At 55.0% G+C, this 23,960-nt stretch carries 19 protein-coding genes and 1 pseudogene; 13 read left to right on the top strand and 7 right to left on the bottom strand.

Going from position 1 to position 23,960, the window contains the following annotated elements; genetic code table 11:
* Positions 1–10 precede the first annotated feature (10 nt).
* The 8 genes from ispG (at position 11) to F8562_RS07690 (ending at position 7,256) form a co-directional block, all read left to right on the top strand.
* Entirely contained in the window at positions 11–1,132 is a 1,122-nt protein-coding gene (ispG, locus tag F8562_RS07725) for a flavodoxin-dependent (E)-4-hydroxy-3-methylbut-2-enyl-diphosphate synthase (protein ID WP_004104485.1), read from the top strand.
* Positions 1,133–1,223: 91 nt separating this feature from the next.
* Positions 1,224–2,498 (top strand): histidine--tRNA ligase, encoded by a 1,275-nt coding sequence (gene hisS, locus F8562_RS07720; protein ID WP_025106604.1) that lies wholly within the window; start codon positions 1,224–1,226, stop codon positions 2,496–2,498.
* Between the two features lie 34 nt (positions 2,499–2,532).
* Entirely contained in the window at positions 2,533–3,153 is a 621-nt protein-coding gene (locus F8562_RS07715; RefSeq protein ID WP_004853194.1) for a YfgM family protein, read from the top strand.
* A 10-nt stretch (positions 3,154–3,163) separates the two neighbouring features.
* Complete coding sequence (gene bamB, locus F8562_RS07710; protein WP_004104478.1) at positions 3,164–4,342, top strand: outer membrane protein assembly factor BamB; 1,179 nt, start codon at positions 3,164–3,166, stop codon at positions 4,340–4,342.
* Positions 4,343–4,457: 115 nt separating this feature from the next.
* On the top strand, positions 4,458–5,936 hold the full coding sequence (gene der / locus F8562_RS07705) for a ribosome biogenesis GTPase Der (protein WP_014230361.1): 1,479 nt from the start codon (positions 4,458–4,460) through the stop codon (positions 5,934–5,936).
* Positions 5,937–6,091: 155 nt separating this feature from the next.
* Positions 6,092–6,469, top strand: coding sequence for a TonB family protein (locus F8562_RS07700; RefSeq protein ID WP_014230360.1), 378 nt, complete (start codon positions 6,092–6,094; stop codon positions 6,467–6,469).
* Between the two features lie 59 nt (positions 6,470–6,528).
* Positions 6,529–6,921 carry a cell envelope integrity TolA C-terminal domain-containing protein gene (locus F8562_RS07695; RefSeq protein WP_014839197.1) on the top strand — a complete coding sequence of 131 codons (393 nt, stop codon included), beginning with the start codon at positions 6,529–6,531 and terminating at the stop codon, positions 6,919–6,921.
* Between the two features lie 119 nt (positions 6,922–7,040).
* Positions 7,041–7,256, top strand: a complete 216-nt coding sequence (locus F8562_RS07690) for a zinc ribbon domain-containing protein (protein WP_014230359.1) — start codon at positions 7,041–7,043, stop codon at positions 7,254–7,256.
* Here F8562_RS07690 and F8562_RS07685 read toward each other — a convergent pair.
* The 3 genes and pseudogenes from F8562_RS07685 to xseA form a co-directional block, all read right to left on the bottom strand.
* Complete coding sequence (locus F8562_RS07685; RefSeq protein WP_009654386.1) at positions 7,253–7,597, bottom strand: protealysin inhibitor emfourin; 345 nt, start codon at positions 7,595–7,597, stop codon at positions 7,253–7,255. The two genes, F8562_RS07690 and F8562_RS07685, sit on opposite strands and share 4 nt — an antisense overlap.
* Positions 7,594–8,622 (bottom strand): M4 family metallopeptidase, encoded by a 1,029-nt coding sequence (locus tag F8562_RS07680; RefSeq protein WP_014839196.1) that lies wholly within the window; start codon positions 8,620–8,622, stop codon positions 7,594–7,596. Before F8562_RS07680 ends, F8562_RS07685 begins: the two co-directional genes overlap by 4 nt.
* 68 nt (positions 8,623–8,690) lie before the next feature.
* Positions 8,691–10,077 (bottom strand): annotated as a pseudogene (gene xseA, locus F8562_RS07675) (exodeoxyribonuclease VII large subunit); the annotation flags it as partial.
* A 158-nt stretch (positions 10,078–10,235) separates the two neighbouring features.
* Here xseA and guaB point away from each other — a divergent pair.
* Together guaB and guaA are read left to right on the top strand one after the other, a co-directional pair.
* On the top strand, positions 10,236–11,702 hold the full coding sequence (gene guaB, locus F8562_RS07670; protein ID WP_014230355.1) for an IMP dehydrogenase: 1,467 nt from the start codon (positions 10,236–10,238) through the stop codon (positions 11,700–11,702).
* Positions 11,703–11,770: 68 nt separating this feature from the next.
* Complete coding sequence (gene guaA, locus F8562_RS07665) at positions 11,771–13,348, top strand: glutamine-hydrolyzing GMP synthase (protein WP_004853173.1); 1,578 nt, start codon at positions 11,771–11,773, stop codon at positions 13,346–13,348.
* 137 nt (positions 13,349–13,485) lie between these two features.
* On the opposite strand, the gene F8562_RS07660 is transcribed toward guaA, so the two are convergent.
* A complete protein-coding gene (locus F8562_RS07660; RefSeq protein WP_014839193.1) occupies positions 13,486–14,682 on the bottom strand; it encodes an MFS transporter in 1,197 nt (398 codons plus the stop codon).
* 98 nt (positions 14,683–14,780) lie between these two features.
* Between F8562_RS07660 and F8562_RS07655 the strand changes: the two genes are divergently transcribed.
* Positions 14,781–15,668, top strand: a complete 888-nt coding sequence (locus tag F8562_RS07655; protein ID WP_014230353.1) for a LysR family transcriptional regulator — start codon at positions 14,781–14,783, stop codon at positions 15,666–15,668.
* Positions 15,669–15,682: 14 nt separating this feature from the next.
* On the opposite strand, the gene F8562_RS07650 is transcribed toward F8562_RS07655, so the two are convergent.
* Complete coding sequence (locus F8562_RS07650; RefSeq protein ID WP_009654356.1) at positions 15,683–15,874, bottom strand: YfgG family protein; 192 nt, start codon at positions 15,872–15,874, stop codon at positions 15,683–15,685.
* A 370-nt stretch (positions 15,875–16,244) separates the two neighbouring features.
* Here F8562_RS07650 and F8562_RS07645 point away from each other — a divergent pair, with 370 nt between their 5' ends.
* Positions 16,245–18,464: an EAL domain-containing protein gene (locus F8562_RS07645; protein ID WP_094909358.1), complete on the top strand. Its 2,220-nt coding sequence runs from the start codon at positions 16,245–16,247 to the stop codon at positions 18,462–18,464.
* A 39-nt stretch (positions 18,465–18,503) separates the two neighbouring features.
* Here F8562_RS07645 and ppx read toward each other — a convergent pair whose 3' ends face one another.
* Both ppx and ppk1 read right to left on the bottom strand, forming a co-directional pair.
* Positions 18,504–20,045 carry an exopolyphosphatase gene (gene ppx / locus F8562_RS07640; protein WP_004853121.1) on the bottom strand — a complete coding sequence of 514 codons (1,542 nt, stop codon included), beginning with the start codon at positions 20,043–20,045 and terminating at the stop codon, positions 18,504–18,506.
* A gap of 3 nt (positions 20,046–20,048) precedes the next feature.
* Entirely contained in the window at positions 20,049–22,109 is a 2,061-nt protein-coding gene (gene ppk1, locus F8562_RS07635; RefSeq protein ID WP_004123499.1) for a polyphosphate kinase 1, read from the bottom strand.
* 177 nt (positions 22,110–22,286) lie between these two features.
* Here ppk1 and F8562_RS07630 point away from each other — a divergent pair, with 177 nt between their 5' ends.
* On the top strand, positions 22,287–23,960 hold the full coding sequence (locus F8562_RS07630; RefSeq protein WP_094909357.1) for a hypothetical protein: 1,674 nt from the start codon (positions 22,287–22,289) through the stop codon (positions 23,958–23,960).

The following is a 23,960-nucleotide window of genomic DNA, read 5'->3' as shown; positions in this document are numbered from 1 at the left end:
GAGATTTTTCATGCATAACCAGGCTCCGATTCAACGTAGAAAATCAAAGCGAATTTACGTTGGGAATGTGCCGATTGGCGATGGCGCTCCCATCGCCGTACAGTCGATGACAAACACGCGCACCACCGATGTGGCGGCGACGGTAAATCAAATTAAAGCCCTTGAGCGCGTTGGCGCGGATATCGTGCGCGTTTCGGTGCCGACGATGGACGCGGCGGAAGCGTTCAAGCTTATCAAACAGCAGGTTAGCGTACCGCTGGTTGCCGATATCCACTTCGATTACCGCATTGCCCTGAAGGTTGCGGAATACGGCGTTGATTGCCTGCGCATTAACCCGGGCAATATCGGCAACGAAGAGCGTATCCGCATGGTGGTGGACTGCGCTCGCGATAAAAATATCCCTATCCGCATCGGGGTGAACGCCGGCTCTCTGGAAAAAGATCTCCAGGAAAAATACGGTGAACCCACCCCGCAGGCGCTGCTGGAATCGGCAATGCGCCATGTCGATCACCTCGATCGTCTCAACTTCGATCAGTTTAAAGTCAGCGTGAAAGCTTCCGATGTGTTCCTGGCGGTTGAATCCTACCGCCTGCTGGCGAAACAGATCGATCAGCCTCTGCACCTCGGGATCACCGAAGCGGGCGGGGCGCGCAGCGGCGCGGTGAAGTCCGCGATCGGCCTCGGCCTGCTGCTGTCTGAAGGGATCGGCGATACGCTGCGCGTCTCCCTGGCGGCGGATCCGGTTGAAGAGATCAAAGTGGGCTTCGATATTCTCAAGTCGCTGCGCATTCGCTCTCGCGGAATCAACTTCATTGCCTGCCCGACATGTTCACGTCAGGAGTTTGACGTTATCGGTACCGTTAACGCGCTGGAGCAGCGCCTGGAAGATATCATTACGCCGATGGATATTTCGATCATTGGCTGCGTGGTAAACGGTCCCGGCGAGGCGCTGGTTTCCACCCTCGGCGTGACCGGCGGCAACAAGAAAAGCGGCCTGTACGAAGACGGCGTACGTAAAGACAGACTGGATAACGACGATATGATCGATCAGCTGGAAGCGCGTATTCGCGCTAAAGCATCGATGCTTGATGAGGCGCGTCGCATCGATATTCAGCAGGTTGAAGCGAAATAACGTGTTGGGAAGCGATACGCTTCCCGTGTATGATTGAACCTGCGGGCGCGAGGCGCCGGGGTTCATTTTTGTATATATAAAGAGAATAAACGTGGCAAAGAACATTCAAGCCATCCGTGGCATGAACGATTATCTGCCGGGCGAAACCGCTCTCTGGCAGCGCATTGAAGGCTCACTGAAGCAGGTGCTTGGTAGCTACGGTTACAGCGAAATCCGTTTGCCGATTGTAGAGCAGACCCCGTTATTCAAACGCGCTATCGGCGAAGTGACCGACGTGGTTGAAAAAGAGATGTACACCTTTGAGGACCGTAACGGCGATAGCCTGACTCTGCGTCCGGAAGGTACCGCTGGCTGCGTACGCGCCGGCATCGAACATGGTCTCCTGTACAATCAAGAACAGCGCCTGTGGTATATCGGGCCGATGTTCCGCCACGAACGTCCGCAAAAAGGGCGCTATCGCCAGTTCCACCAGATTGGCGCGGAAGCGTTCGGTCTGCAGGGGCCGGATATTGATGCCGAGCTGATTATGCTGACCGCCCGCTGGTGGCGCGAGCTGGGCATCTCCAGCCACGTTGCGCTGGAGCTGAACTCTATCGGTTCGCTGGAGGCTCGCGCTAACTATCGCGACGCGCTGGTGGCCTATCTTGAGCAGTATAAAGATAAGCTGGACGAAGACTGCAAACGCCGCATGTACACTAACCCGCTGCGCGTGCTGGATTCTAAAAACCCGGACGTCCAGGCGCTGCTGAACGACGCCCCGACGCTGGGTGACTATCTTGATGAAGAGTCCAAAGCTCATTTTGCGGGACTTTGCGCGCTGCTGGATGATGCCGGTATCCGCTATACCGTGAATCAGCGTCTGGTGCGCGGTCTCGACTATTACAACCGCACCGTGTTTGAGTGGGTCACCACCAGCCTCGGTTCCCAGGGCACCGTCTGCGCCGGCGGCCGTTACGATGGTCTGGTTGAGCAGCTTGGCGGTCGCGCAACCCCTGGCGTCGGCTTTGCGATGGGGCTGGAACGTCTTGTTTTACTGGTTCAGGCAGTGAATCCGGAATTTAAAGCCGATCCTGTTGTCGATATATACCTGGTAGCCTCCGGAACTGACACCCAGTCCGCAGCAATGCGTCTGGCTGAACAGGTACGCGATGCGTTACCCGGCGTTAAGCTGATGACCAACCACGGCGGCGGCAACTTTAAGAAGCAGTTTGCGCGCGCTGATAAATGGGGCGCTCGCGTTGCGCTGGTGCTGGGCGAATCAGAAATCGCTGACGGAAACGTGGTAGTGAAAGATTTACGCTCAGGAGAGCAAACTACCGTAACGCAGGATAGCGTTGCCGCGCATTTGCGCACACTTCTGGGTTAATCTCCCGGGAATCATTAGTCAGGAGAAGGACTGCGTGGAACTTTACAATAACGAAAACGATCAGGTCGACGCGCTGAAGCGTTTCTTTGCTGAAAATGGCAAGGCGCTGGCCGTTGGGGTGATTTTGGGCGTTGGCGCGCTGGTTGGCTGGCGCTACTGGACCTCCCATCAGTTGGATACCGCCAGAGGCTCGTCTCTGGCTTATGAAAATGCGATTTCCGCCCTCAAATCGGATAAACCAGAAGCGCTGAACGCTGCGCAGAAATTTGCCGCCGACAGCAAAAACACCTATGGTGCGTTTGCTTCTCTTGAGCTGGCGCAGCAGTTTGTCGATAAAAACGACCTGCAGAACGCTGAAAAGCAGCTTCAGCAGGGGCTTACGGCCGCTTCTGATGATAACCTGAAATCGGTTATCAATATGCGTCTTGCTCGCGTCCAGCTGCAGCTTAAGCAGCCTGATGCCGCGCTGAAAACCCTGGATGCCGTGAAAGGCGAAGGCTGGACCGCGATTGTCGCTGACCTGCGCGGCGAGATCCTGCTGAGCAAAGGCGATAAGCAAGGGGCGAAAGCAGCATGGGAAGCGGGCGCGAAAAGCGATGCCTCACCGGCGCTCAGCGAAATGATGCGTATGAAAATAAATAATTTGTCCATCTGAGAGGGACTCGATGCAATTGCGTAAATTACTTCTGCCAGGGCTGCTTTCCGTTACCTTATTGAGCGGCTGTTCGCTGTTTAACAGCGAAGAAGATGTGGTGAAAATGTCGCCACTGCCGACGGTGGAAAACCAGTTTACGCCGTCCACCTCCTGGAGCACCTCCGTTGGCGGCGGTATTGGCGAATTCTACTCTAACCTGCACCCGGCTTTTGCTGATGGCGTCGTGTATGCCGCAGATCGTAAAGGTACCGTTAAAGCCCTTAATTCAGGCGACGGCAAAGAGGTGTGGTCGGTTAATCTGGCAGAGAAAGACGGCTGGTTCTCCCGCGCGCCTGCGCTGCTCTCCGGCGGCGTGACCGTCTCCGGCGGCCACGTTTATATCGGTAGCGAAAAAGCGAAAGTTTATGCGCTGAACACCAGCGACGGCACCGTCGCGTGGGAAGCGAGCGTGGCGGGTGAAGCGATTTCTCGTCCGGTCGTCAGCGACGGCATGGTGCTGATTCATACCACTAACGGTCAGCTTCAGGCGCTGAACGAAGCCGATGGCGCGGTGAAATGGACCGTTAACCTTGATATGCCAGCGCTCTCCCTGCGCGGCGAATCCGCTCCGGCTACCGCCTACGGCGCAGCTATTGTGGGCGGCGACAACGGTCGCGTCAGCGCGGTGCTGATGCAGCAGGGCCAGATGATTTGGCAGCAGCGTATCTCTACCGCGACCGGTCCGACTGAAATCGACCGTCTTAACGACGTCGACACGACGCCGGTTATCGTGAACGGCGTGATTTACGCGCTGGCCTACAACGGCAACCTGACGGCGCTGGATCTGCGCAGCGGCCAGATTATGTGGAAACGCGAGCTGGGTTCAGTGAACGATTTCATTGTCGACGGCAACCGTATTTACCTGGTTGACCAGAATGACCGTCTGCTGGCGCTCACCACAGACGGCGGCGTGACGCTGTGGACGCAAAGCGATCTGCTGCACCGCCTGCTGACGGCGCCTGTGCTGTATAATGGCAATCTGGTTGTTGGCGATAGCGAAGGCTATATGCACTGGGTCAACCCTGAAGATGGTCACTTTGTGGCTCAGCAGAAGGTGGACAGCTCAGGCTTCCTGACCGATCCGGTTGTTGCTGACGGCAAACTGCTGATTCAGGCGAAAGACGGCACGCTGTACGCGATTACGCGTTAACAACAGCGGTAGTCTATTTTTGAGAAACGGCCCCTGGCAGACAGGGGCCGTTTTGGCTTTTTTAAAAACGCCGTGAAAACGGGCGTTGTATCGATTTTTGTATGAGGCATTTAACATGATACCTGTGGTCGCGCTTGTCGGGCGCCCTAACGTTGGAAAATCCACGCTCTTTAACCGCTTAACGCGCACTCGCGATGCGTTGGTCGCGGATTTCCCGGGGCTGACTCGTGACCGTAAGTACGGTCGTGCTGAAGTGGAAGGCCGCGAATTTATCTGTATCGATACCGGCGGGATCGACGGTACCGAAGATGGCGTAGAAACGCGAATGGCGGAACAGTCGCTGCTGGCGATTGAAGAAGCGGACGTGGTGCTGTTTATGGTCGATGCGCGTGCGGGCCTGATGCCGGCGGATTCGGCAATTGCGAAACATCTGCGCTCCCGTGAGAAACCGACTTTCCTGGTGGCAAACAAAACTGACGGTATCGATGCCGATCAGGCGATTGCCGATTTTTGGTCGCTGGGGTTAGGCGAGATTTATCCTATCGCCGCTTCCCATGGCCGCGGCGTCACCAGCCTGCTCGAGCACGTGCTGCTGCCGTGGGTTGACGAGGTGAACCCGCCGGAAGAAGTGGACGAAGACGCAGCATACTGGGCGCAGTTCGAAGCCGAGCAGAACGGCGAAGCGCTTGAAGAGCCGGAAGATGATTTTAACCCGCAGGATCTGCCGATTAAGCTGGCGATTGTGGGCCGCCCGAACGTGGGTAAATCAACGCTCACCAACCGTATCCTGGGTGAAGATCGTGTGGTGGTTTACGATATGCCGGGAACCACTCGCGACAGCATCTACATCCCGATGCAGCGCGATGAGCGTGAATACGTCCTTATCGATACCGCAGGCGTGCGCAAGCGCGGCAAAATTACCGATGTCGTCGAAAAATTCTCGGTGATCAAAACGCTGCAGGCGATTGAAGACGCCAACGTGGTGCTGCTGGTGATTGATGCGCGCGAAGGGATTTCCGATCAGGATCTCTCCCTGCTGGGCTTTATCCTCAACAGCGGTCGTTCGCTGGTGATTGTCGTCAATAAATGGGACGGCCTGAGCCAGGAGGTAAAAGAGCAGGTGAAAGAGACCCTGGACTTCCGTCTGGGCTTTATCGACTTTGCCCGCGTGCACTTTATCTCCGCGCTGCACGGCAGCGGCGTAGGCAATCTGTTTGAATCCGTGCGCGAGGCGTACGACAGCGCAACCCGTCGCGTGGGTACCGCTATGCTGACCCGCATCATGACCATGGCTGCCGAAGACCATCAGCCGCCGCTGGTGCGCGGCCGTCGCGTGAAGCTGAAATATGCCCACGCCGGTGGTTATAACCCGCCGATCGTGGTTATTCACGGTAACCAGGTTAAAGATCTGCCGGATTCTTATAAACGCTACCTGATGAACTACTTCCGTAAATCGCTGGAAGTGATGGGCACGCCGATTCGTATTCAGTTCAAGGAAGGGGAAAACCCGTTTGCCAACAAACGCAATACCCTGACGCCGAACCAGATGCGTAAGCGTAAACGCTTGATTAAGCACATCAAGAAAAGCAAATAAGCTATCTGCCAGCATCAAAAACCTAAAGCCCGCATCCGCCGGGCTTTTTTATTATCGCCATTGTACATGCGCAGAATAATAAACTCGCTTGAGGCCGGGTTATAAATGTGAGACAAACCAGGGAGGATAAATATTTTTGTGACAATGAGGTCTGAATGAAACGCCTTTTAACCCTCCTGATGCTGTTTCTTATTCCCATAGCCTGTGCCGCTGAATCACAACCGATTGAACCACGCGTTAAGCCTGCTTATCCCGCGAAAGCCGAAAAAAAAGGGATACCGGGCCTGGTTAAAGCGCAATTTGACGTTGATGAGAATGGGCGGGTGACTCACGTTCGGTTATTAAGCTCCGATCCTTCCGGAATGTTTGATAATGAAGTCAGGGCCGCAATGGAAAAATGGCGATACGTCAAAGGGAAGCCTTCCAGCAATAACATCATTACCATTCATTTCACGCCGGGGCCGCTTTGCGTAGAGGTGCCAGCGCCAAACCAGCCCGGCAGTATTCAAAGCAGCGGCGTCCCTTTTCGCTAAAGTAGAACACGGGTAAATGAGCGTAGGGGAGAATCGTGTCAAACGATGGGGGCAGGGATATGAAAAAAACAATAGTGATGGTCGGTTTGGTTATTTTAGCCAGCAGCTGTACGCCGTTTCATCCTTCTGACTGTCATAAGACATCAGCGCTTGGGAGCTGTAGCTCCGGACGCTTCAGCGATGACGATAAATATGGCAAACAGGCGAGAGCGATAAAAGAGTCTATTGATTCCCGGTTATCCAATCGCTACGGCTGGACGGGAAAAAAATGCACAATACATCTGAGATTTAGCGATGAGGGGAAACTGAATAGCGTGACAACGAGTGAAGGTCATAAAGCCTATTGTGCCGCGCTGGTTGATGCCGCTAAACGGGCCACTTTTCCGCCGTTTACCGATAAGCAGGTCTATGATGCTTTTGCTCAGTCCCGATTCAGTATGCAGGGTGAATAAAATTAAAGGTGGCGGACCGCCTGGGGGCGAATAACCTGCTGGAGGATAATGACTGGCAGCAGCCACAGATTGTGCAACCGTGATAAAATAAAGCGATATACCCGTCGTCAGGAGTCACCATGGAATTTGATTGCCCCGTGTGCCATACGCAGCTTGCTGTGCAGGGCAATAGCGCCCGCTGCGAGCGTTGTGCGAAAGAGTATGTTGTCGAAGCCCGCTGCCCGGACTGCCACAAGCCGCTGGAGGTGTTAAAAGCCTGCGGCGCAGTGGATTATTTTTGCCAGAATGGCCACGGGCTGATTTCGAAAAAACGCGTCGAGTTTGTGCCGATTTAATCTTTATCGCTGACGCAGCCTTCGCCGTCGCGCCAGAGTTCAACCAGTGAATCTGGCGCACGATCCTCCGGGATGAGAATAATCAGGCTGTGGTAGTGCTGCTCGCTGACGATCTGGATGCGAAAAAAACGCTGGTCGCCCCGGCCAGGCGAGTCGGGCTGGCCCGGCGGCTTGCCCAGCGGTAGCGACTGTTGGAGAATCGTCGCGATCCGCTGCTTCTGTTGCTCGTTGAGCTTCGCCACGACGATCTTACGCATCCCGCTGAGCGCCGGGATCCAGGCAACGCCACCCTCGCGCGCCAGCTCAATCACCGCGTCATCGCTAAGATCGGCAAGATTCATAGCACCACTCCGACCCGCTCCCAGGCCTGAGTAATCGCCTCTGCGGTCTCTTTGCCAGAGCGTTTCTCGCCGTGGCGAATCGTCAGCCTGGCAAAGGCTGAGAAATCGGCGTCTTTTGCCAGAGATTGATCGCACACCGCGTCGTACCAGGCGTATCCCGCTTTCTCCCATGCAAAACCGCCGAGGGCGCTGGCGGCGAGATAAAAGGCGTGATTAGGAATGCCGGAGTTGATATGCACGCCGCCGTTATCCTGCTGGGTATGAACAAAATCTTTCATATGGGCGGGTTGCGGATCTTTGCCAAGGACAGGGTCATCGTATGCGGTACCCGGCTGCGACATTGAGCGCAGACCTTTGCCGTGGATGCCTTTCGCGAGTAGCCCCTCGCCAATGATCCAGTCCGCTTTATCTGCCGTCTGCTGGCGCTGATACTGTTTGACCAGCGAACCGAAAACATCGGAAAGCGATTCGTTCAGCGCGCCGGATTGTTCGAAATAGATGAGACCGGCTTCGCTCTCCGTCACGCCGTGGCTTAGTTCGTGCGCTACTACGTCAATGGCGATAGTAAAACGATTAAAAATCTCGCCATCCCCGTCGCCAAACACCATTTGTTGGCCGTTCCAGAATGCGTTTTGATATTCGTGACCATAGTGGACGCTGCCGGTGAGCTTCAATCCGCGGTTATCCAGCGAATCGCGCTGGTAGCTCTTCCAGAAAAAATCATGGGTGATGCCGAGATAGTCATAGGCTTCATCAACGGCAACGTCGCCGTTGGAGGGCTGTCCCTCAAAACGGACCTGAGTACCCGGTAGATCCTGGGTCTGCCCGGCATCATAAATGTCGCGTTCAAGCAGGCCCGGCGTGGTGACGTGGGGCGCGGCAGGGCGCCCCGGAACATGCGCCATCAGGGTCTGAACGTGGCTGAGGGTATTCTGCGCGCAGCGCTGCTGCTGAAGGGAACCACGATCGACAATGCGGCGTAAAATGTAGGGCGGAATCACATAACAAGGATAAGCATCTGGCATATCACGCTCCTTAGCCGGATAGAACCGTTTAAAAAGGGCATGACAGCAGTATAGTTATCCTCGGTCGAAATGGCAGGCTTATCCGGCTTTTTTGCGGGAACGGGTTTTCTTCACCGGCGTGATGTTCTTCACTTCGCTCTCTACCCAGCCATCGTTCAGACGGGTAGTGAGAACGTCTCCCTCGCGCACCTGTTTCGTTTGTTTCAGCACCTTGCCGTCGCTGGCGGAAGTGACGCTATAGCCGCGGGCCAGCGTCGCCAGCGGGCTGACGGCTTCCAGGTGCGTGACCATATTACCGAAGCGTTCACGTTGCTCGCCAAGACGCGCGCGGATGTTTTCCGCCAGCCGGTATTCCAGCTGTTGAATACGGCTCTGGGCGCGGTGAATTCGCGGCTGTGGGTTTTGTTGATTCAGGCGCTGCGCGGCGCGCTGCTGACGCTGGTCGGCGCGCTTTATTTGCGTCTCAAGAGCGAAACGCATGCGCTGACGCAATCTTTCAAGCTCCGTTTGCTGACGGGCCAGCCGCAGCTGAGGATGCTGCTGCTGCAGGCGGTGAAAAACCTGGGTAAAGCGACGATGGCGGTTGGCAAGGAAGTAGTCCATCGCCATTTCAAGGCGCTGCTGCCCGGACTGGAGCTGGCGCAGCAGCTCCTGCTGGTTGCGGCTGACCATTTCCGCCGCCGCGGAAGGCGTCGGGGCGCGCAGGTCGGCGACAAAATCGGCGATAGTGACGTCAGTCTCATGGCCTACGGCACTGACGATGGCAATAGGGCTGGCAAAAATCGCCCGCGCCACTCGCTCATCGTTAAAGCTCCATAAATCTTCCAGCGAACCGCCGCCGCGCCCGACAATCAGCACGTCGCACTCCTGGCGCGCGTTGGCCAGCTCAATCGCGCGAACGATCTGCCCCGGCGCATCTTCCCCCTGGACGGCGGTCGGGTAAATAATCACCGGCAGGGAAGGATCGCGGCGCTTGAGCACGTGTAAAATATCGTGCAGCGCAGCACCGGTTTTAGAGGTGATGACGCCGACGCAGTGCGCGGGAGAGGGGAGCGTTTTTTTATGCTGCTGATCGAACAAGCCTTCCGCCGCCAGCGCGGTCTTGAGCTGTTCATACTTCTGCTGAAGCAGACCTTCGCCCGCAGGCTGCATGCTTTCCACGATGATCTGATAATCGCCGCGAGGCTCGTACAGCGTGATATTGGCGCGGACCAGCACCTGCTGCCCGTGCTGCGGACGGAACGTCACGCGGCGGTTGCTGTTGCGGAACATCGCGCAGCGCACTTGGGCGTTATCGTCTTTTAGGGTGAAGTACCAGTGGCCGGAAGAGGGCTGGCTGAAATTGGAAATCTCGCCGCTGATCCATACCTGACCCATTTCACGTTCGAGCAGCAGTCGAACCGACTGATTGAGGCGGCTAACCGTGTAAATTGAGGGGGATTGAGATGGCAACATGTGAGCAAGATCAAATTCTAAATCAGCAGGTTATTCAGTCGATAGTAACCTGCTGGGAGGGGATCGCAAGTATTATTTGCAAAAAAGGGTAGATGCAATCGGTTACGCTCTGTATAATGCCACGGCAATATTTATCCACCCTGGTCGAGATATTGCCCATGCTACGTATCGCTAAAGAAGCCCTGACGTTTGACGACGTCCTCCTCGTTCCCGCTCATTCAACCGTTCTGCCAAATACCGCCGATCTCAGCACTCAGCTGACGAAAACCATTCGTCTGAATATTCCAATGCTCTCTGCTGCAATGGATACCGTGACGGAAGCGCGTCTGGCAATTGCCCTGGCACAGGAAGGCGGCATCGGCTTTATTCATAAAAACATGTCCATCGAGCGCCAGGCGGAAGAAGTTAAGCGCGTGAAGAAGCATGAGTCCGGCGTGGTTACCGACCCGCAGACCGTCCTGCCGACCACCACTCTGCGCGAAGTGAAAGAGCTGACTGAACGCAACGGTTTTGCTGGCTATCCGGTGGTGACCGAAGACAACGAGCTGGTCGGCATCATCACCGGTCGCGACGTGCGTTTCGTCACCGACCTGAATCAGCCGGTGAGCGTTTATATGACGCCGAAAGAGCGTCTGGTGACCGTTCGCGAAGGCGAAAGCCGCGAAGTGGTTTTTGCCAAAATGCATGAAAAACGCGTTGAGAAAGCGCTGGTTGTGGATGACAGCTTCCATCTTCTCGGCATGATCACCGTTAAAGATTTCCAGAAAGCGGAGCGTAAACCGAACGCCTGTAAAGATGAGCAGGGTCGCCTGCGCGTCGGTGCGGCGGTGGGTGCGGGCGCCGGTAACGAAGAGCGCGTGGATGCGCTGGTTGCCGCGGGCGTAGATATTCTGCTGATCGACTCCTCTCACGGCCACTCTGAAGGCGTATTGCAGCGTATCCGCGATACCCGTGCGAAATACCCTGACCTGCAAATCATCGGCGGCAACGTGGCGACCGGCGCGGGCGCACGTGCGCTGGCGGAAGCCGGCTGCAGCGCGGTGAAAGTAGGGATCGGCCCTGGCTCCATCTGTACGACTCGTATCGTGACCGGCGTGGGCGTTCCGCAGATCACCGCCGTTTCTGACGCGGTTGAAGCGCTGGAAGGCACCGGTATCCCGGTTATCGCCGACGGCGGTATTCGTTTCTCCGGCGATATCGCGAAAGCGATCGCCGCAGGCGCAGCCGCCGTTATGGTTGGCTCAATGCTGGCCGGTACCGAAGAGTCCCCGGGTGAAATCGAACTCTATCAGGGCCGTTCGTACAAATCTTACCGCGGTATGGGTTCCCTTGGCGCGATGTCTAAAGGTTCCTCCGATCGCTACTTCCAGACCGATAACGCCGCCGACAAACTGGTACCGGAAGGTATCGAAGGCCGCGTCGCCTATAAAGGCCGCCTGAAAGAGATCATTCACCAGCAGATGGGCGGCCTGCGCTCCTGTATGGGCCTGACTGGTTGTGGTACCATCGACACCCTGCGGACCAAAGCGGAATTCGTGCGCATCAGCGGCGCGGGTATCCAGGAGAGCCACGTTCACGACGTGACTATCACCAAGGAATCCCCGAACTACCGCATGGGCTCCTGATTTTCATCGCCCGGCCACGCGCCGGGCGATTTATTTAACCTGTATCACTTGCCTCGGAATTATCGTCAATGACGGATAACATTCATAAACATCGTATTCTTATCCTGGACTTCGGTTCTCAGTACACCCAGCTGGTTGCGCGTCGCGTTCGTGAATTAGGTGTCTACTGTGAACTGTGGGCATGGGACGTGACTGAAGCTCAAATTCGTGAGTTTAATCCTAACGGCATTATTCTTTCCGGCGGCCCGGAAAGCACCACCGAAGATAACAGCCCGCGCGCGCCGCAGTATGTCTTTGAAGCCGGCGTGCCGGTATTCGGCGTATGTTACGGCATGCAGACCATGGCGATGCAGCTGGGCGGCCACGTTGAAGCCTCTAATGAACGTGAGTTTGGCTATGCGCAGGTTGAAGTGCAGACCGATAGCGCCCTGATTCACGGTATCGAAGATGCGCTGAGCGCGGATGGTAAGCCGATGCTGGACGTCTGGATGAGCCACGGCGACAAAGTCACCGCCATCCCGTCTGACTTCGTCACCGTTGCCAGCACCGAAACCTGCCCGTTCGCCATTATGGCTAACGAAGAGAAACGTTTCTACGGCGTACAGTTCCACCCGGAAGTCACCCACACCCGTCAGGGTCTGCGCATGCTGGAGCGTTTCGTACGCGATATCTGCCAGTGTGAAGCGCTGTGGACCCCGGCCAAAATTATCGACGATGCCATCGAGCGCATTCGTCAGCAGGTTGGCGACGATAAAGTGATCCTCGGCCTGTCCGGCGGCGTGGATTCCTCCGTGACCGCCATGCTGCTGCACCGCGCCATCGGCAAAAACCTGACCTGCGTCTTTGTGGATAACGGTCTGCTGCGTCTGAATGAAGCCCAGCAGGTTATGGATATGTTTGGCGATCGCTTCGGCCTGAACATCGTTCACGTCGAAGGCGAGGCGCGTTTCCTGGCCGCGCTGGCGGGCGAAAACGATCCGGAAGCGAAGCGTAAAATCATCGGCCGCGTGTTCGTTGAAGTGTTTGACGAAGAAGCGCTGAAGCTGGAAGACGTGAAATGGCTGGCGCAAGGGACCATCTACCCTGACGTCATCGAGTCCGCGGCTTCCGCAACCGGTAAAGCGCACGTCATCAAATCTCACCACAACGTGGGCGGCCTGCCGAAAGAGATGAAGATGGGCCTCGTTGAACCGCTGCGCGAGCTGTTCAAAGATGAAGTGCGTAAGATTGGCCTCGAACTGGGTCTGCCGTACGATATGCTGTACCGCCACCCGTTCCCGGGGCCGGGTCTGGGCGTGCGCGTGCTGGGCGAAGTGAAGAAAGAGTACTGCGACCTGCTGCGCCGCGCGGACGCAATCTTCATTGAAGAGCTGCACAAAGCCGACCTGTACAACAAAGTGAGCCAGGCGTTCACCGTGTTCCTGCCGGTCCGTTCCGTTGGCGTCATGGGCGATGGCCGTAAGTACGACTGGGTTGTTTCCCTGCGTGCGGTTGAAACCATCGACTTTATGACCGCTCACTGGGCGCATCTGCCGTACGATTTCCTCGGCCGCGTATCCAACCGTATCATCAATGAAGTCAACGGTATTTCCCGCGTGGTGTACGACATCAGCGGTAAGCCGCCGGCGACCATTGAGTGGGAATAAACTTTATTCTTTGCGTTAATTGAATAAAAAAATAATGCCATTAATGATTGACGTCATTAATGGCATTTTTCTTAACAATATCGCCGAGTTACGGCATTCCCTGAGACGATGAATACCGATACACCGGGTTTCTACTGTCAACCCCGTTCTTCAATCGCCGCTGGCGTATTCTCCCGCTGACACCATGCAATGGCCATCGCCAGAGCTGCCACCACCAGGGCCAGCGCGGCGGAAACCGCTAAACTGCCCCTTATCCCGAGATGATCATTCAGCCACGCGTAGGCAAACGGCGAGGCGGCGGCCAGCAGCTGCGCGGGAATCAACAGAATACCGGTTCGTCGGGCATAATCCTCGGCGGCAAAAAGCTGCAGCGGCAGAGTGGCTTTAAATACGGTCGTCAGGCCGTTGATCGCGCCGTAACCCAGCACAAATCCGCCGGCCGCCCACGACAGATATGGCCCGCTCAGGCCGAGCGCAAAGCAGAGCGGCATCAACAGGGTGGTCAGTATCGTTAGCCGCAACGGCGTAAGGACAGAACCGGATGCCACTTCGAGAAAGCGCGCGCCGGTTTGCCCAATCCCCCACAGCATTCCCACCGCGACAGGAAGCCCGACGCTGGCGATATACTCGGGGAGATGCGTCGAGGTACCGTTGGAAACAAAGGTTACCAGCGCAATCAGCGACGCGTACAGGAGGGCAGGGCGTTTATCGCGGTGGGAGAGCCGCTGGCGTTGCATTATCCGTTTCGGTGACGGCAGTCTGTGATTTGGCATTTTCCACAGCAGCATCGCGCTAAGCAGGCCAAACAGGGCATAAATCAGCAGCGCATGCCGCCAGTCCATCTGCGTCAACAACCCGGCGCCGAGCGGCCAGAAGAGAGCCGAAGCCAGGCCGCCGGCCAGCGTCACGCGCGAGATAGTTAATCTGGCGCTTTGCCCATAGATATTCACCAGCGCGGCGAACAGCGCGTCGTAGAGCGCCAGACGCATCCCGGCGCCGGTCAGAACCCAGGCGGCGAACCAGCCCGGCAGGCTCTGGACGTAAGCCATTACCAGGCAGCCCGCTGAAATCATTAGCGTACCCGTGACCACCACCCGTTGGCCCCCAAAGCAGGCCAGTAGCCGGGCGACAAACGGGGAGAGCATCGCCATCATCAGCATGGCGATAGTCAGGCCAAAGTAGATTTCCGTTGCGGCCCAGCCGGTCTCCTGAGCAATAGCTCTGGCGAAAGTGCCGGGCATATAAAATGAGATTCCCCAGTTTATTAGCTGGTTGCACCCGGCGGCAAGCGTGACGGCGCCCGGCGCGGAGAGTGGTTTTGCAGATGTTTTCATGATCGTCCATTTTGTTACGCTGTTGTCGGCAGCATACCCTGCACGCTATTGTGGAGGCAGGCCGGTCCATTTATGACCCTTATAAGAGAAACTTTGTGATGATGACGCTCAATCTGGGAAATCTGGCGACGTTCCGCCTGGTGGTACAGCGCGGAAGCTTTTCCGCCGCAGCTGACCTGCTGGGGCTGTCGCAGCCTGCGGTAAGTCTGCAGGTACGTCAGCTGGAACAATTTCTCCAAACCAGACTGCTTGAGCGAACAGGACGAGGCATCAAAGCGACGGCGGCCGGCATCGCCCTGCTGGCGCACAGCGAGCGGATTGAACTGGCGGTGGGCGCGGCAGTGCAATCGGTTAGCGAATTCAATCGAGAAATCAGCGGCTCGATAACGTTGGGTACCGGGGCGACCGCCTGTATCCACCTGTTACCGCCGCTGCTGCAGAAGCTGCATCAGGATCACCCTCTGCTGACGGTGAGGGTCACGGTTGGCAATACCCTGGAAGTGGTTCGGGCTATCGAGGAGAACCGGCTTGATCTGGGCCTTTGTACGCTTCCGGCGAACGGACGCAGCCTGGCGGTGACGCCGGTTTTAGATGAAGAGTTTGTCGGTATTTTTAGCGATGCTCAGGACGACCTGCCCTCGCCGCTGACGCCAGAGGTTCTGCAATCATTGCCGCTAATTGCTTTTGAAGCGGGGAGCGGAACCCGGGATCTGATTGACGGCTGGTTTCGCCATAATGGACTGATGGTCGTGCCAGTCATGCAGTTAGGCAGCATTGAGGCGATTAAGCGGATGGTGCGAGCGGGACTGGGATACAGCATCGTGCCGCGTATGGCGGTAGAGGATCCGCAGGATCGCGTCGGCCTGAACGTGCAATCGTTGACTCCGCGCCTGTATCGGCAGTTAGGCATCGTCATGCGGCAGGATAAAATCATCAGCAAAGGCATCGCTGAAGTGCTGCGTTTGCTCTCTCAGGCCGGTTGCTGAACAGCGTACCGCGCTTATTTTTGTACCGGCGTTTTTAGCGGATCTGAAGGTTCAACGGTGATAGTGGATTGCTGCGATTGCTTTTTGTCCTGATGATGGTACCAGGCACCGATGGAGGAGTAGACAAAGCGTCCAAAGAAGAAGATAAAGCTGATAAGCAGTACGATACGGGTCATGCGACGGTTAAATCGATGTCGTTTACGCATACTGGGTGCCTGACTCACAAAAGGTTCCTTAAAGTATACCCAAAGGATGGGCGATGTGCGTATTAAGGCACAGTAACGCGGAAGGGTCAATTGATGAGGATGTAAAAATCCCAGGGGTAAAACATTAATTAATGTTATATAAGATAATCCTCGTATTTACATGCTTTCTGCTTATCGCAAATTGATGTTAAAAAAAAGACATTATTAATATTAGCGACGTGATTTTTTGATTTATATCAATCGTCTATTCTCACCGACAACTAAAATCACCAGCCAGTTCCGCGTTGTTATTCCTTGCGCGATTATGACGGTTGGTTGGATGCCTGCCTGAATATACCCTGCAGGATTTAGGGTTATCCGTAGAGCATCTATGAACATTATTAAACTTTACAGACGATATCGGGATAAATGGTGGTCGCTGCCGCTCATCTTACCCATCCTTTTACTCCCCCTGGCAAGATGGGCGAACACCGTTGCTGTACTGAATGGTAATGAAGTTTATCTTTACTATTTACCTCTGGCGTTAGTGCTGAGCCTGATGCTGTTTTTCGGCTGGGCTGCTTTACCGGGGATCGTTGTCGGTTTGCTGCTTTCCATTACGCGCGGCATGGCGCTGGAAGATTCCATCGGCGTGATTTTCCATTTTCTTATTCCGACCGTCCTTTGCTGGGGCGGGTATCGCGTTTTTGTCCCGCGAAGGCAGCAAATCTCGCATGGCAATGTGCGACTGATGCCTCAGCGATTGTTCTGGCAAATGTTGCTGCCATCGCTGATCTTTCTTATCCTTTCCCAGCTCGCCGAGTATTTGGGGATCCATCCTCGCGCGACCGGGTTGATTGGGGTCAACCCCTTAAGTTTGCGTTCGCTTATCACCTTTCAGGCCCTGATGGCCGGATGCCTGACCGGCGTGCCGCTATGCTACTTTCTGATTCGAATTATCCGCAACCCGCTCTATATTCGGGGTTTTGTTTCTCAGATTCGCCTGCAGATCGATCCGAAAATAAAGCCCTTAGAGTTTATTTTATGGGCGGTAGTGCTGTTAATTTTATTAGTTTTGCTATTAATGCCGCTAAGTAGTACGAGCACTATTTTTAGTACAAATTATACCTTGTCCTTGCTTATGCCGGTGATGCTGTGGGGGGCGATGCGTTTTGGCTATCGCTTCATTTCATTGGTCTGGTCCCCTATATTAATTGTTATTATCCACTTTCATTATCAATATCTCCCGCATTCACCGATTTACAGTAATCAGCTGGCTATTATCTCCTCAAGCTATCTGGTGTTTTCATTTATTATCGCCTATATGGCGATGCTGGCGACGCAGCAGAGAATTTTTTATGCGCGGATGCGGCGGATGGCCTTCATTGATCCGGTTGTACGCTTGCCCAATATCCGCGCGCTGAGTCGGGCGTTAAATAAATCCTCCTGGTCAGTGCTGTGCTTCTTACGCATTCCCGAGCTGGAAATATTGGGCCGCCATTACGGCGTTCTGTTGCGCATTCAGTACAAGCAGCTGCTGGCCGAGTCGCTTGGCGATCTATTGCAGCCCGGGGAGGATATCTATCAGATGGCCGGGCACGAGCTGGTTATCCATCTGCACAGTGAAGACCATCAGCAGCGAGTCCCCCTGCTGTTTGACCATCTCAAAAAGTTTCGCTTTGTCTGGAACGGTATGCCGCTGCAGCCGCCCGTGGGATTCAGCTATTGCAACGTTCGCTCTCCGGTGATGCATCTGCATTTACTGCTTGGAGAACTCAGCGGCGCGGCTGACCTTTCCCTGGCGATCGGAAGTCCTGAAAATTTACAGCGTCGCGGCGCCATTAATACGCAGCAGGAGCTGAAAGACAAAGTCATGATAATGAATCAGCTGGTGAAGGCGCTGGAGCACGATCGCTTCGTCCTGATGGCACAACCGATCGTCGGCATCCGGGGGGATAGCTATCATGAAGTTCTGCTGAGAATGCTGAACGACAACGATGAAATCATCATGCCGGATGTCTTTTTACCGGTGGCGCACGAGTTTGGACTGTCGGCGCGTATCGATAGCTGGGTCCTCGAACATACGTTGATCTTTATGGACAAGCGGCGCAAAAAGCTTCCTGGAATGCGCCTGGCGATAAATATCTCGCCGTTTTCAGTGAGTAACAGTTATTTTCATCAGCAGGTAAAAACGCTGCTGGAGCATTATGACATTGAACCCTGGCAGATTATTTTTGAGCTGACGGAGAACCATTCACTGACCAATCCCGAGCAGGCGCGGAAAACCCTGGCGCAGCTTCAGGACCTGGGCTGTCGGGTAGCGATTGATGACTTTGGCACCGGCTATGCCAGCTACGCGCGGCTGAAAACGATGAATGCGGATCTGCTGAAAATCGACGGTAGTTTTATTCGTAATCTGGTGACCAGCAGTCTGGACTATCAGGCCGTTGCCTCTATTTGCCTTCTGGCGAGGATGAAAAATATGCAGGTGGTGGCCGAATATGTCGAAACGCCCGAGATTCGGCAGGCTGTGGTTTCGCTGGGGATTGATTATATGCAGGGCTATGATATCGGCAAACCGGCCCCGCTTGAGGCGCTGGTTGAGGATTGATAAGCGAATGGGCCGGACGTCCGGCCCATATGCGCGAAACTAGCTTGCCGCGTCAGGCTTCTCTTCTTCGCTGATTTTCAGCCACCAGTCAGGTACCCCTTCCCAGTATTCCTGCTCTTTTTCCAGATCGAGCAGCACCAGCGCATTCTGGCTAAACCAGTCGTGCGGGAAGGTCAGCGTCCAGTGGTTTGCCTCGGTTTTCAGCGTAAGGCTCGGCGGCGTTGTCGTTGCCTGACGCTGGTTATTCAGCAGCACGCCAAGGCGCAGCAGCTGAATTAACGGCAGAAACTGCTTCTTCTTAAACAGCGTGAAACGCGGTAAATCATCCAGCTTAATCGCTTTACGGTGATAGCGAACTAAGGTGGCCATCAGCATCTGCTGTTCCTGATTAAAGCCCGGCAGATCGCTGTTTTGCAGGATATAAGCCGAATGACGGTGCATGCCGCTGTGGTTAATATTCAAGCCGACTTCATGCAGCATGGTCGCCCATTTCAGCAGCGCCGCCAGATGGGGGTTCGCGAGCTTGGGATTCTGCTCCTGCCATTGCTCATAAATATGCGTGGTGGTCTCCAGCACCCGACGCGCCTGCTCGCGGTCGATATTGTACTGGTTCGCCAGGCTCTGCGCGGTGCGGCTACGGATATCCTGGTGACGGAAACGTCCTTCCATCTCGTACAGTACGCCTTCGCGCAGCGCGCCGTCGGACAAGCGCAGCTCTTTAATCGCCAGCGCGTCAAACACCCCGCACAGGATAGCCAGACCGGGCGCAAAAACGGCTTTCCGATCTTCAGACAGCCCGGGCAGGCTTAGCGAGTCGAAGTTTTTATACTTCAGCAGCTCTTCGACCAGCATCTCGAGGCGCTCGGGAGTGATGAACCCGTCTTTCTCGCCCATGGCCACCAGCACTTCGTGAGCGGCTTTAATGGTGCCCGATGCGCCCAGGGCGACGTTCCACCCCTGGATGCGGAACTGCCAGGCCAGAGTTTCCAGCTTCTGCACGGCGGAAAGACGCGCGCGCTGGAAATTCTCTTTGTTGATGACGCCGCCAGCAAAGTAGGCCTGAGAGAAGCTCACGCAGCCCATACGGCGGCTTTCCACCAGACGAGGCTCGAAATCCTCGCCGATAACCAGCTCGGTAGAGCCGCCGCCGATATCGATGACCAGCTTACGGCCTCGCTCCGGCTGCGTGTGCTCCACGCCCATAAAAATCAGACGCGCTTCTTCGTTGCCGGGAATGATTTCGATCGGGTAGGGGATGACCTGCTCCGCGCGCTTGAGGAACTCTGCGGCGTTTGTCGCCTGGCGCAGCGTGTGCGTGCCGACGATACAGACGCTTGATGGGTCAAAACCCTGCAGGCGCTCGGCGAACAGCGACAGGCAGTTCAGCCCGCGCGCAATAGCCTCTTCGCTCAGTACAGAGTTTTCATCCAGGCCGTCGGCCAGATGTACGCGCTGTTTCAGACGACCGATGATCTGCATTGCCCCGTCAACGACACGGGCGATCACCATATGAAAACTGTTTGAACCGAGGTCGACCGCAGCGAACTCCTGCGGCCGAGGGGCATTTTCGTTTATTGGCATAGGTTAATCGGGCTGTTCAAGTGATTTGAGGTAGTCGTATATCGCCATCTGTGCGCGCACTTTGCGGCGATTGCCGCGCGGCACGTAGCGATTACTCAGTTCTTTATCAAGATAGCGTGCTTTCACCGTATCGTTGAAGAGGAGATCGAAAATATCCAGCACCCGCTGTTTCAGGCGCGGATCCAGCAGCGGCGCGGCCACTTCGATACGATAGTCAATATTGCGCGTCATCCAGTCCGCGGACGATAGCCAAACCTGCTTATCGCCGCCGTTTTCAAAGCAATAAACGCGGTCATGCTCAAGGAAACGGTCAACAATGCTGGTCACGCGAATATTTTCGCTGATTCCTTCCAGACCGGGGATCAGCGAGCACATACCGCGAATAAGCAAATTAACCGGCACGCCGGAGCTGGAAGCGGCGTAGAGACGGTCTACCAGCCCCTTATCGACCAGGTTGTTCAGCTTCAGCATGATGCCCGACGGCTGACCATTTTGCGCGTTGGCGATTTCACGATCGATCATCTCATAAAGCAGGCGACGCGAGTTTTGCGGCGACACCAGCAGATAATCGAAGCTGACCGGGCGGTAGGGGTTTTCGATAAAGTTAAATACCCGGCGGACTTCATTGGTGATGCGCGCATCGGCGGTCAGCAGCGAGTAGTCGGTGTAAAGACGCGCGGTTTTTTCGTTGAAGTTGCCGGTGCCGATATGCGCATAGCGCACGACTTCATCGCCCTCTTTGCGCGAAACCAGGAACAGCTTGGCGTGGATCTTGAGGCCCGGCGCGGAGAAGATAACGTGCACGCCGGCTTCGGTCAGGCGTTTAGCCCAATGAATATTGGCTTCTTCATCGAAACGCGCCTGCAGCTCCACGACCACCGTCACTTTCTTACCGTTGTGGGCGGCGTGAATCATCGAGTCGATAATCCGTGAATCTTTCGCGACGCGGTAGATGTTGATTTTGATAGCCAGCACGCTTGGGTCGAAAGAGGCCTGGCGCAGCAGCTCAAGGACGTGTTCAAACGTATGGTACGGGTAGTAAAGCAGCACGTCGCGTTCGCGGATTGCGTCAAAGCCGTTGCGGAATTTATCAAACCACAGATGACGCAGACGCGGCATCGGTTTGTTGACCAGATTGGCTTTGCCGACGTTCGGGAAGCCGATAAAGTCTTTAAAGTTGTGGTAACGACCGCCCGGCAGCATTGAATCGTAGTTGGAGATGGAGAGCTTATCGCGCAGCATTTCGACCATCGCGTCGGGCATATCGCGCTGATAAACGAAGCGCACCGGCTCGGCGGTCAGACGCTGTTTCAGGCTGGAGGACATCAGCTCCATCAGGCTCGATTCCATCTCGTGCACCAGATCGTATTCGGCGTCACGGGTCATTTTCATCGAGTAGGCGTTCAGCGCGTCGTAATCAAAAAAGCCCTTGAAGATATCATCCAGGCAGTAGCGCAGGATGTTATCTAACAGAATCATCGGCTTGCGGCGGCGAGGCGCTTCCGGCGGCAGGTTCACAAAACGCGGCACCTTGTCTGACGGAATTTCAAGCAGCGCGTAATTGATGGTATCCCCGCGAATAATCTCGACGGCCAGGTAGGTGTAATCATCCTTCAGGAACTGCACCAGATCCGTTTCGCGGTTAATCAGGATTGGCGTGATGTGCTGACGAAGATACAGCTTGAAGTAGTTACGCAGCCAGGACTGCTGGTTGACGGAGAGCTGGCGTTCGTTGATCAGGAAAATCTGGTTACGCGCCATTTCCAACAGCAGCTCGTTGTATAAGCCGTCAAACTCCTGATCGGCCTTGAGCACGCGGGCCTGAATTTTGCCCAGCAGATGGCGAGAGTGTGCGGTACTGCCTTGTTCTTCGCTGATGATGATGCGGCGCTTCAGCTCGGCAAAGCGCACTTTATAAAATTCATCGAGGTTATTAGAGTAAATCCCTAAAAAGCGCATGCGCTCGATCAGCGGGTTGCTTTTGTCCGCCGCTTCCTGAAGTACGCGCTCGTTAAAGGATAACCAGCTGAGTTCTTTTTCGATGTATAGCTTTTCCTGGCCCATTACAGCTCACACTCCGGTAGATGTATGTTGCTATTTCATTATGGCGAGCTTTGCCACTGAATGTCCAATTATGTCAAAGAAGTATGACTGTTTTCTTTCAGTATATAGCGAAGAAAAACAGACGATTTTCGCGACTTACGTTATGTTCAAGGCAAGGTGAGATTCAGGAGCAAAACCATGTGGGAGACGCGAGCGTTAGAACTGAATAATCAGGATATATGGAACTGGTCATCGGTATGCAATCTGGTCAGGTATGCCTCTCAGCATGGCTTTAATACTATCGTGGTGGGGCAGGCAGATCTCTTCGGTAAGCTGGTGTCCCCGAAGGGATATACGCCTTTTCACTATAACGATAGCGTTTCCAGCCAGCAGAGAGCGCGCTGTATCTACCTTAATCGTCTCGCCATGTATTGCCGCGAGCAGGGGCTGCGATTTTATTTACAGGCAAAAGAGCTGGATTTCCCAACGGAATTGCTGTTGTCGCATAAGTATCTACTGGATAACCAGCAAGGGATCCTTTTTGATGTGGATTTCTGGAGCCGCTGGCTGACAGACAAAATTCGCGGCGTTTGTCAGGGAATTCCAGCTTTAACAGGGCTAATTATTGCGCTTTCCAGCACCGATGGTTTATTGCCAATTACGCGCCCTAAATGGGATATAAACGCCAGGGATGAGCCTGAAAATACCCGGCAACCGTCGCAAAGCTTTGTGCTCTATCGCCGTTGTTTTCAAGCGCTCAGCCAGGTGGTTACCGCACAAAATAAACATCTGGTTTTGCGGGTTTTCCCTGCAAGTAATGATGATCTTGGTACCGTTCTCGATGCTATCGAGCCGCTTCCGCCAACCGTTTCGGTATCGATCAAGTTAACGCCAGAACGTTTCTGGCCAGCATTTCCAAATAATCCCGCACTGCTTCAGGTCACTATGCGAGACGTCTGGGTTGATATTGATTTAGCAGGCGAAGAGGTGGGCTGGGGCGTTATGCCTTTCTTGCGCATTGATGAGTTAAAAGGCCGACTGCTGTGGTGCCAAAGCGCGAATCCCAGAATCACCGGTGCGATATGCAAAACCAGTTGGGAGAGCGTTGATAACCACTGGGTACCGGAAACGTTAAGCGAATGCAATCTGTTTGCCTGTAGCCAGCTGTTAGGTCATGGTGCGGGAAAGACCCAGGAGCAGCTGTTGGATCTCTGGCTGGCTGAGCGTTACGGCTGGTGCCCCGATGTTACAGTCGCCCGCCGTTTTCAGCAGCTACTTGAGCAGGCAACGGAGGTGCTTTACCAGGCGATTTATGTTCGCGATCACGTTTTTCACCGCCATAGTCAGCTACCGGAAAGCTACGGTCAGGCAGTATGGAGTTTGTACAGCCAGCTGGCGCGTAATCACTGGCTGCCGGGGTCGGCCAAGGATATCCACTTCACGCGTGACGATCCGCAAATATCGATGGAAAACCTCACGCGAATTGCGCAAGAGAAGGATGAGGTAGCGGCAGATGCCCTGAAGCTATGCGCGCAGGCGCTGGAGTTTGCCGAGAATGCCGCGTTTCCCACGGCGCTCTATCGGCTCTGGCAGAATGAATGGCGGGGGCTCGCACTCTACTGTCAGCTGTTCACGCATGCACAGAAAGCTTTTTTTACGCTGCATTTTGCTCGTGAGGTGGAGAATAGCTGGAGTATGAGAGAAATCTGCCATATCAACGTGCAGGCGTTGTATCAGGGGGCATCCGAAATGGAGATGCTTTGCCAGCAGATGAACGAAGCATCGCCTGGGTTTTATATCATGTTCGATGCGGGTCGGGTTCGTAGCCTGGCTGATAGCCTGAGTAGCGAACTATCGGCACTCAGGCATTAG

Origin of the sequence: Klebsiella sp. RCJ4 (assembly GCF_009025755.1) — a bacterium.
Classification (GTDB): Bacteria; Pseudomonadota; Gammaproteobacteria; order Enterobacterales; family Enterobacteriaceae; genus Klebsiella; species Klebsiella michiganensis.
Note: the sequence above shows the minus strand (reverse complement) of the source record. Positions and strands in the feature narration are given on the sequence as shown.

Bases quoted from the DNA above. Each gene is read 5' to 3' on its own strand.
- ispG (WP_004104485.1), top strand. From the start codon at position 11: ATGCATAACCAGGCTCCGATTCAACGTAGAAAATCAAAGCGAATTTAC.
- bamB (WP_004104478.1), top strand. From the start codon at position 3,164: ATGCAATTGCGTAAATTACTTCTGCCAGGGCTGCTTTCCGTTACCTTA.
- der (WP_014230361.1), top strand. From the start codon at position 4,458: ATGATACCTGTGGTCGCGCTTGTCGGGCGCCCTAACGTTGGAAAATCC.
- F8562_RS07700 (WP_014230360.1), top strand. From the start codon at position 6,092: ATGAAACGCCTTTTAACCCTCCTGATGCTGTTTCTTATTCCCATAGCC.
- F8562_RS07695 (WP_014839197.1), top strand. From the start codon at position 6,529: ATGAAAAAAACAATAGTGATGGTCGGTTTGGTTATTTTAGCCAGCAGC.
- F8562_RS07690 (WP_014230359.1), top strand. From the start codon at position 7,041: ATGGAATTTGATTGCCCCGTGTGCCATACGCAGCTTGCTGTGCAGGGC.
- F8562_RS07685 (WP_009654386.1), bottom strand. From the start codon at position 7,597: ATGAATCTTGCCGATCTTAGCGATGACGCGGTGATTGAGCTGGCGCGC.
- F8562_RS07680 (WP_014839196.1), bottom strand. From the start codon at position 8,622: ATGCCAGATGCTTATCCTTGTTATGTGATTCCGCCCTACATTTTACGC.
- guaB (WP_014230355.1), top strand. From the start codon at position 10,236: ATGCTACGTATCGCTAAAGAAGCCCTGACGTTTGACGACGTCCTCCTC.
- guaA (WP_004853173.1), top strand. From the start codon at position 11,771: ATGACGGATAACATTCATAAACATCGTATTCTTATCCTGGACTTCGGT.
- F8562_RS07660 (WP_014839193.1), bottom strand. From the start codon at position 14,682: ATGAAAACATCTGCAAAACCACTCTCCGCGCCGGGCGCCGTCACGCTT.
- F8562_RS07655 (WP_014230353.1), top strand. From the start codon at position 14,781: ATGATGACGCTCAATCTGGGAAATCTGGCGACGTTCCGCCTGGTGGTA.
- F8562_RS07650 (WP_009654356.1), bottom strand. From the start codon at position 15,874: ATGCGTAAACGACATCGATTTAACCGTCGCATGACCCGTATCGTACTG.
- F8562_RS07645 (WP_094909358.1), top strand. From the start codon at position 16,245: ATGAACATTATTAAACTTTACAGACGATATCGGGATAAATGGTGGTCG.
- ppx (WP_004853121.1), bottom strand. From the start codon at position 20,045: ATGCCAATAAACGAAAATGCCCCTCGGCCGCAGGAGTTCGCTGCGGTC.
- ppk1 (WP_004123499.1), bottom strand. From the start codon at position 22,109: ATGGGCCAGGAAAAGCTATACATCGAAAAAGAACTCAGCTGGTTATCC.
- F8562_RS07630 (WP_094909357.1), top strand. From the start codon at position 22,287: ATGTGGGAGACGCGAGCGTTAGAACTGAATAATCAGGATATATGGAAC.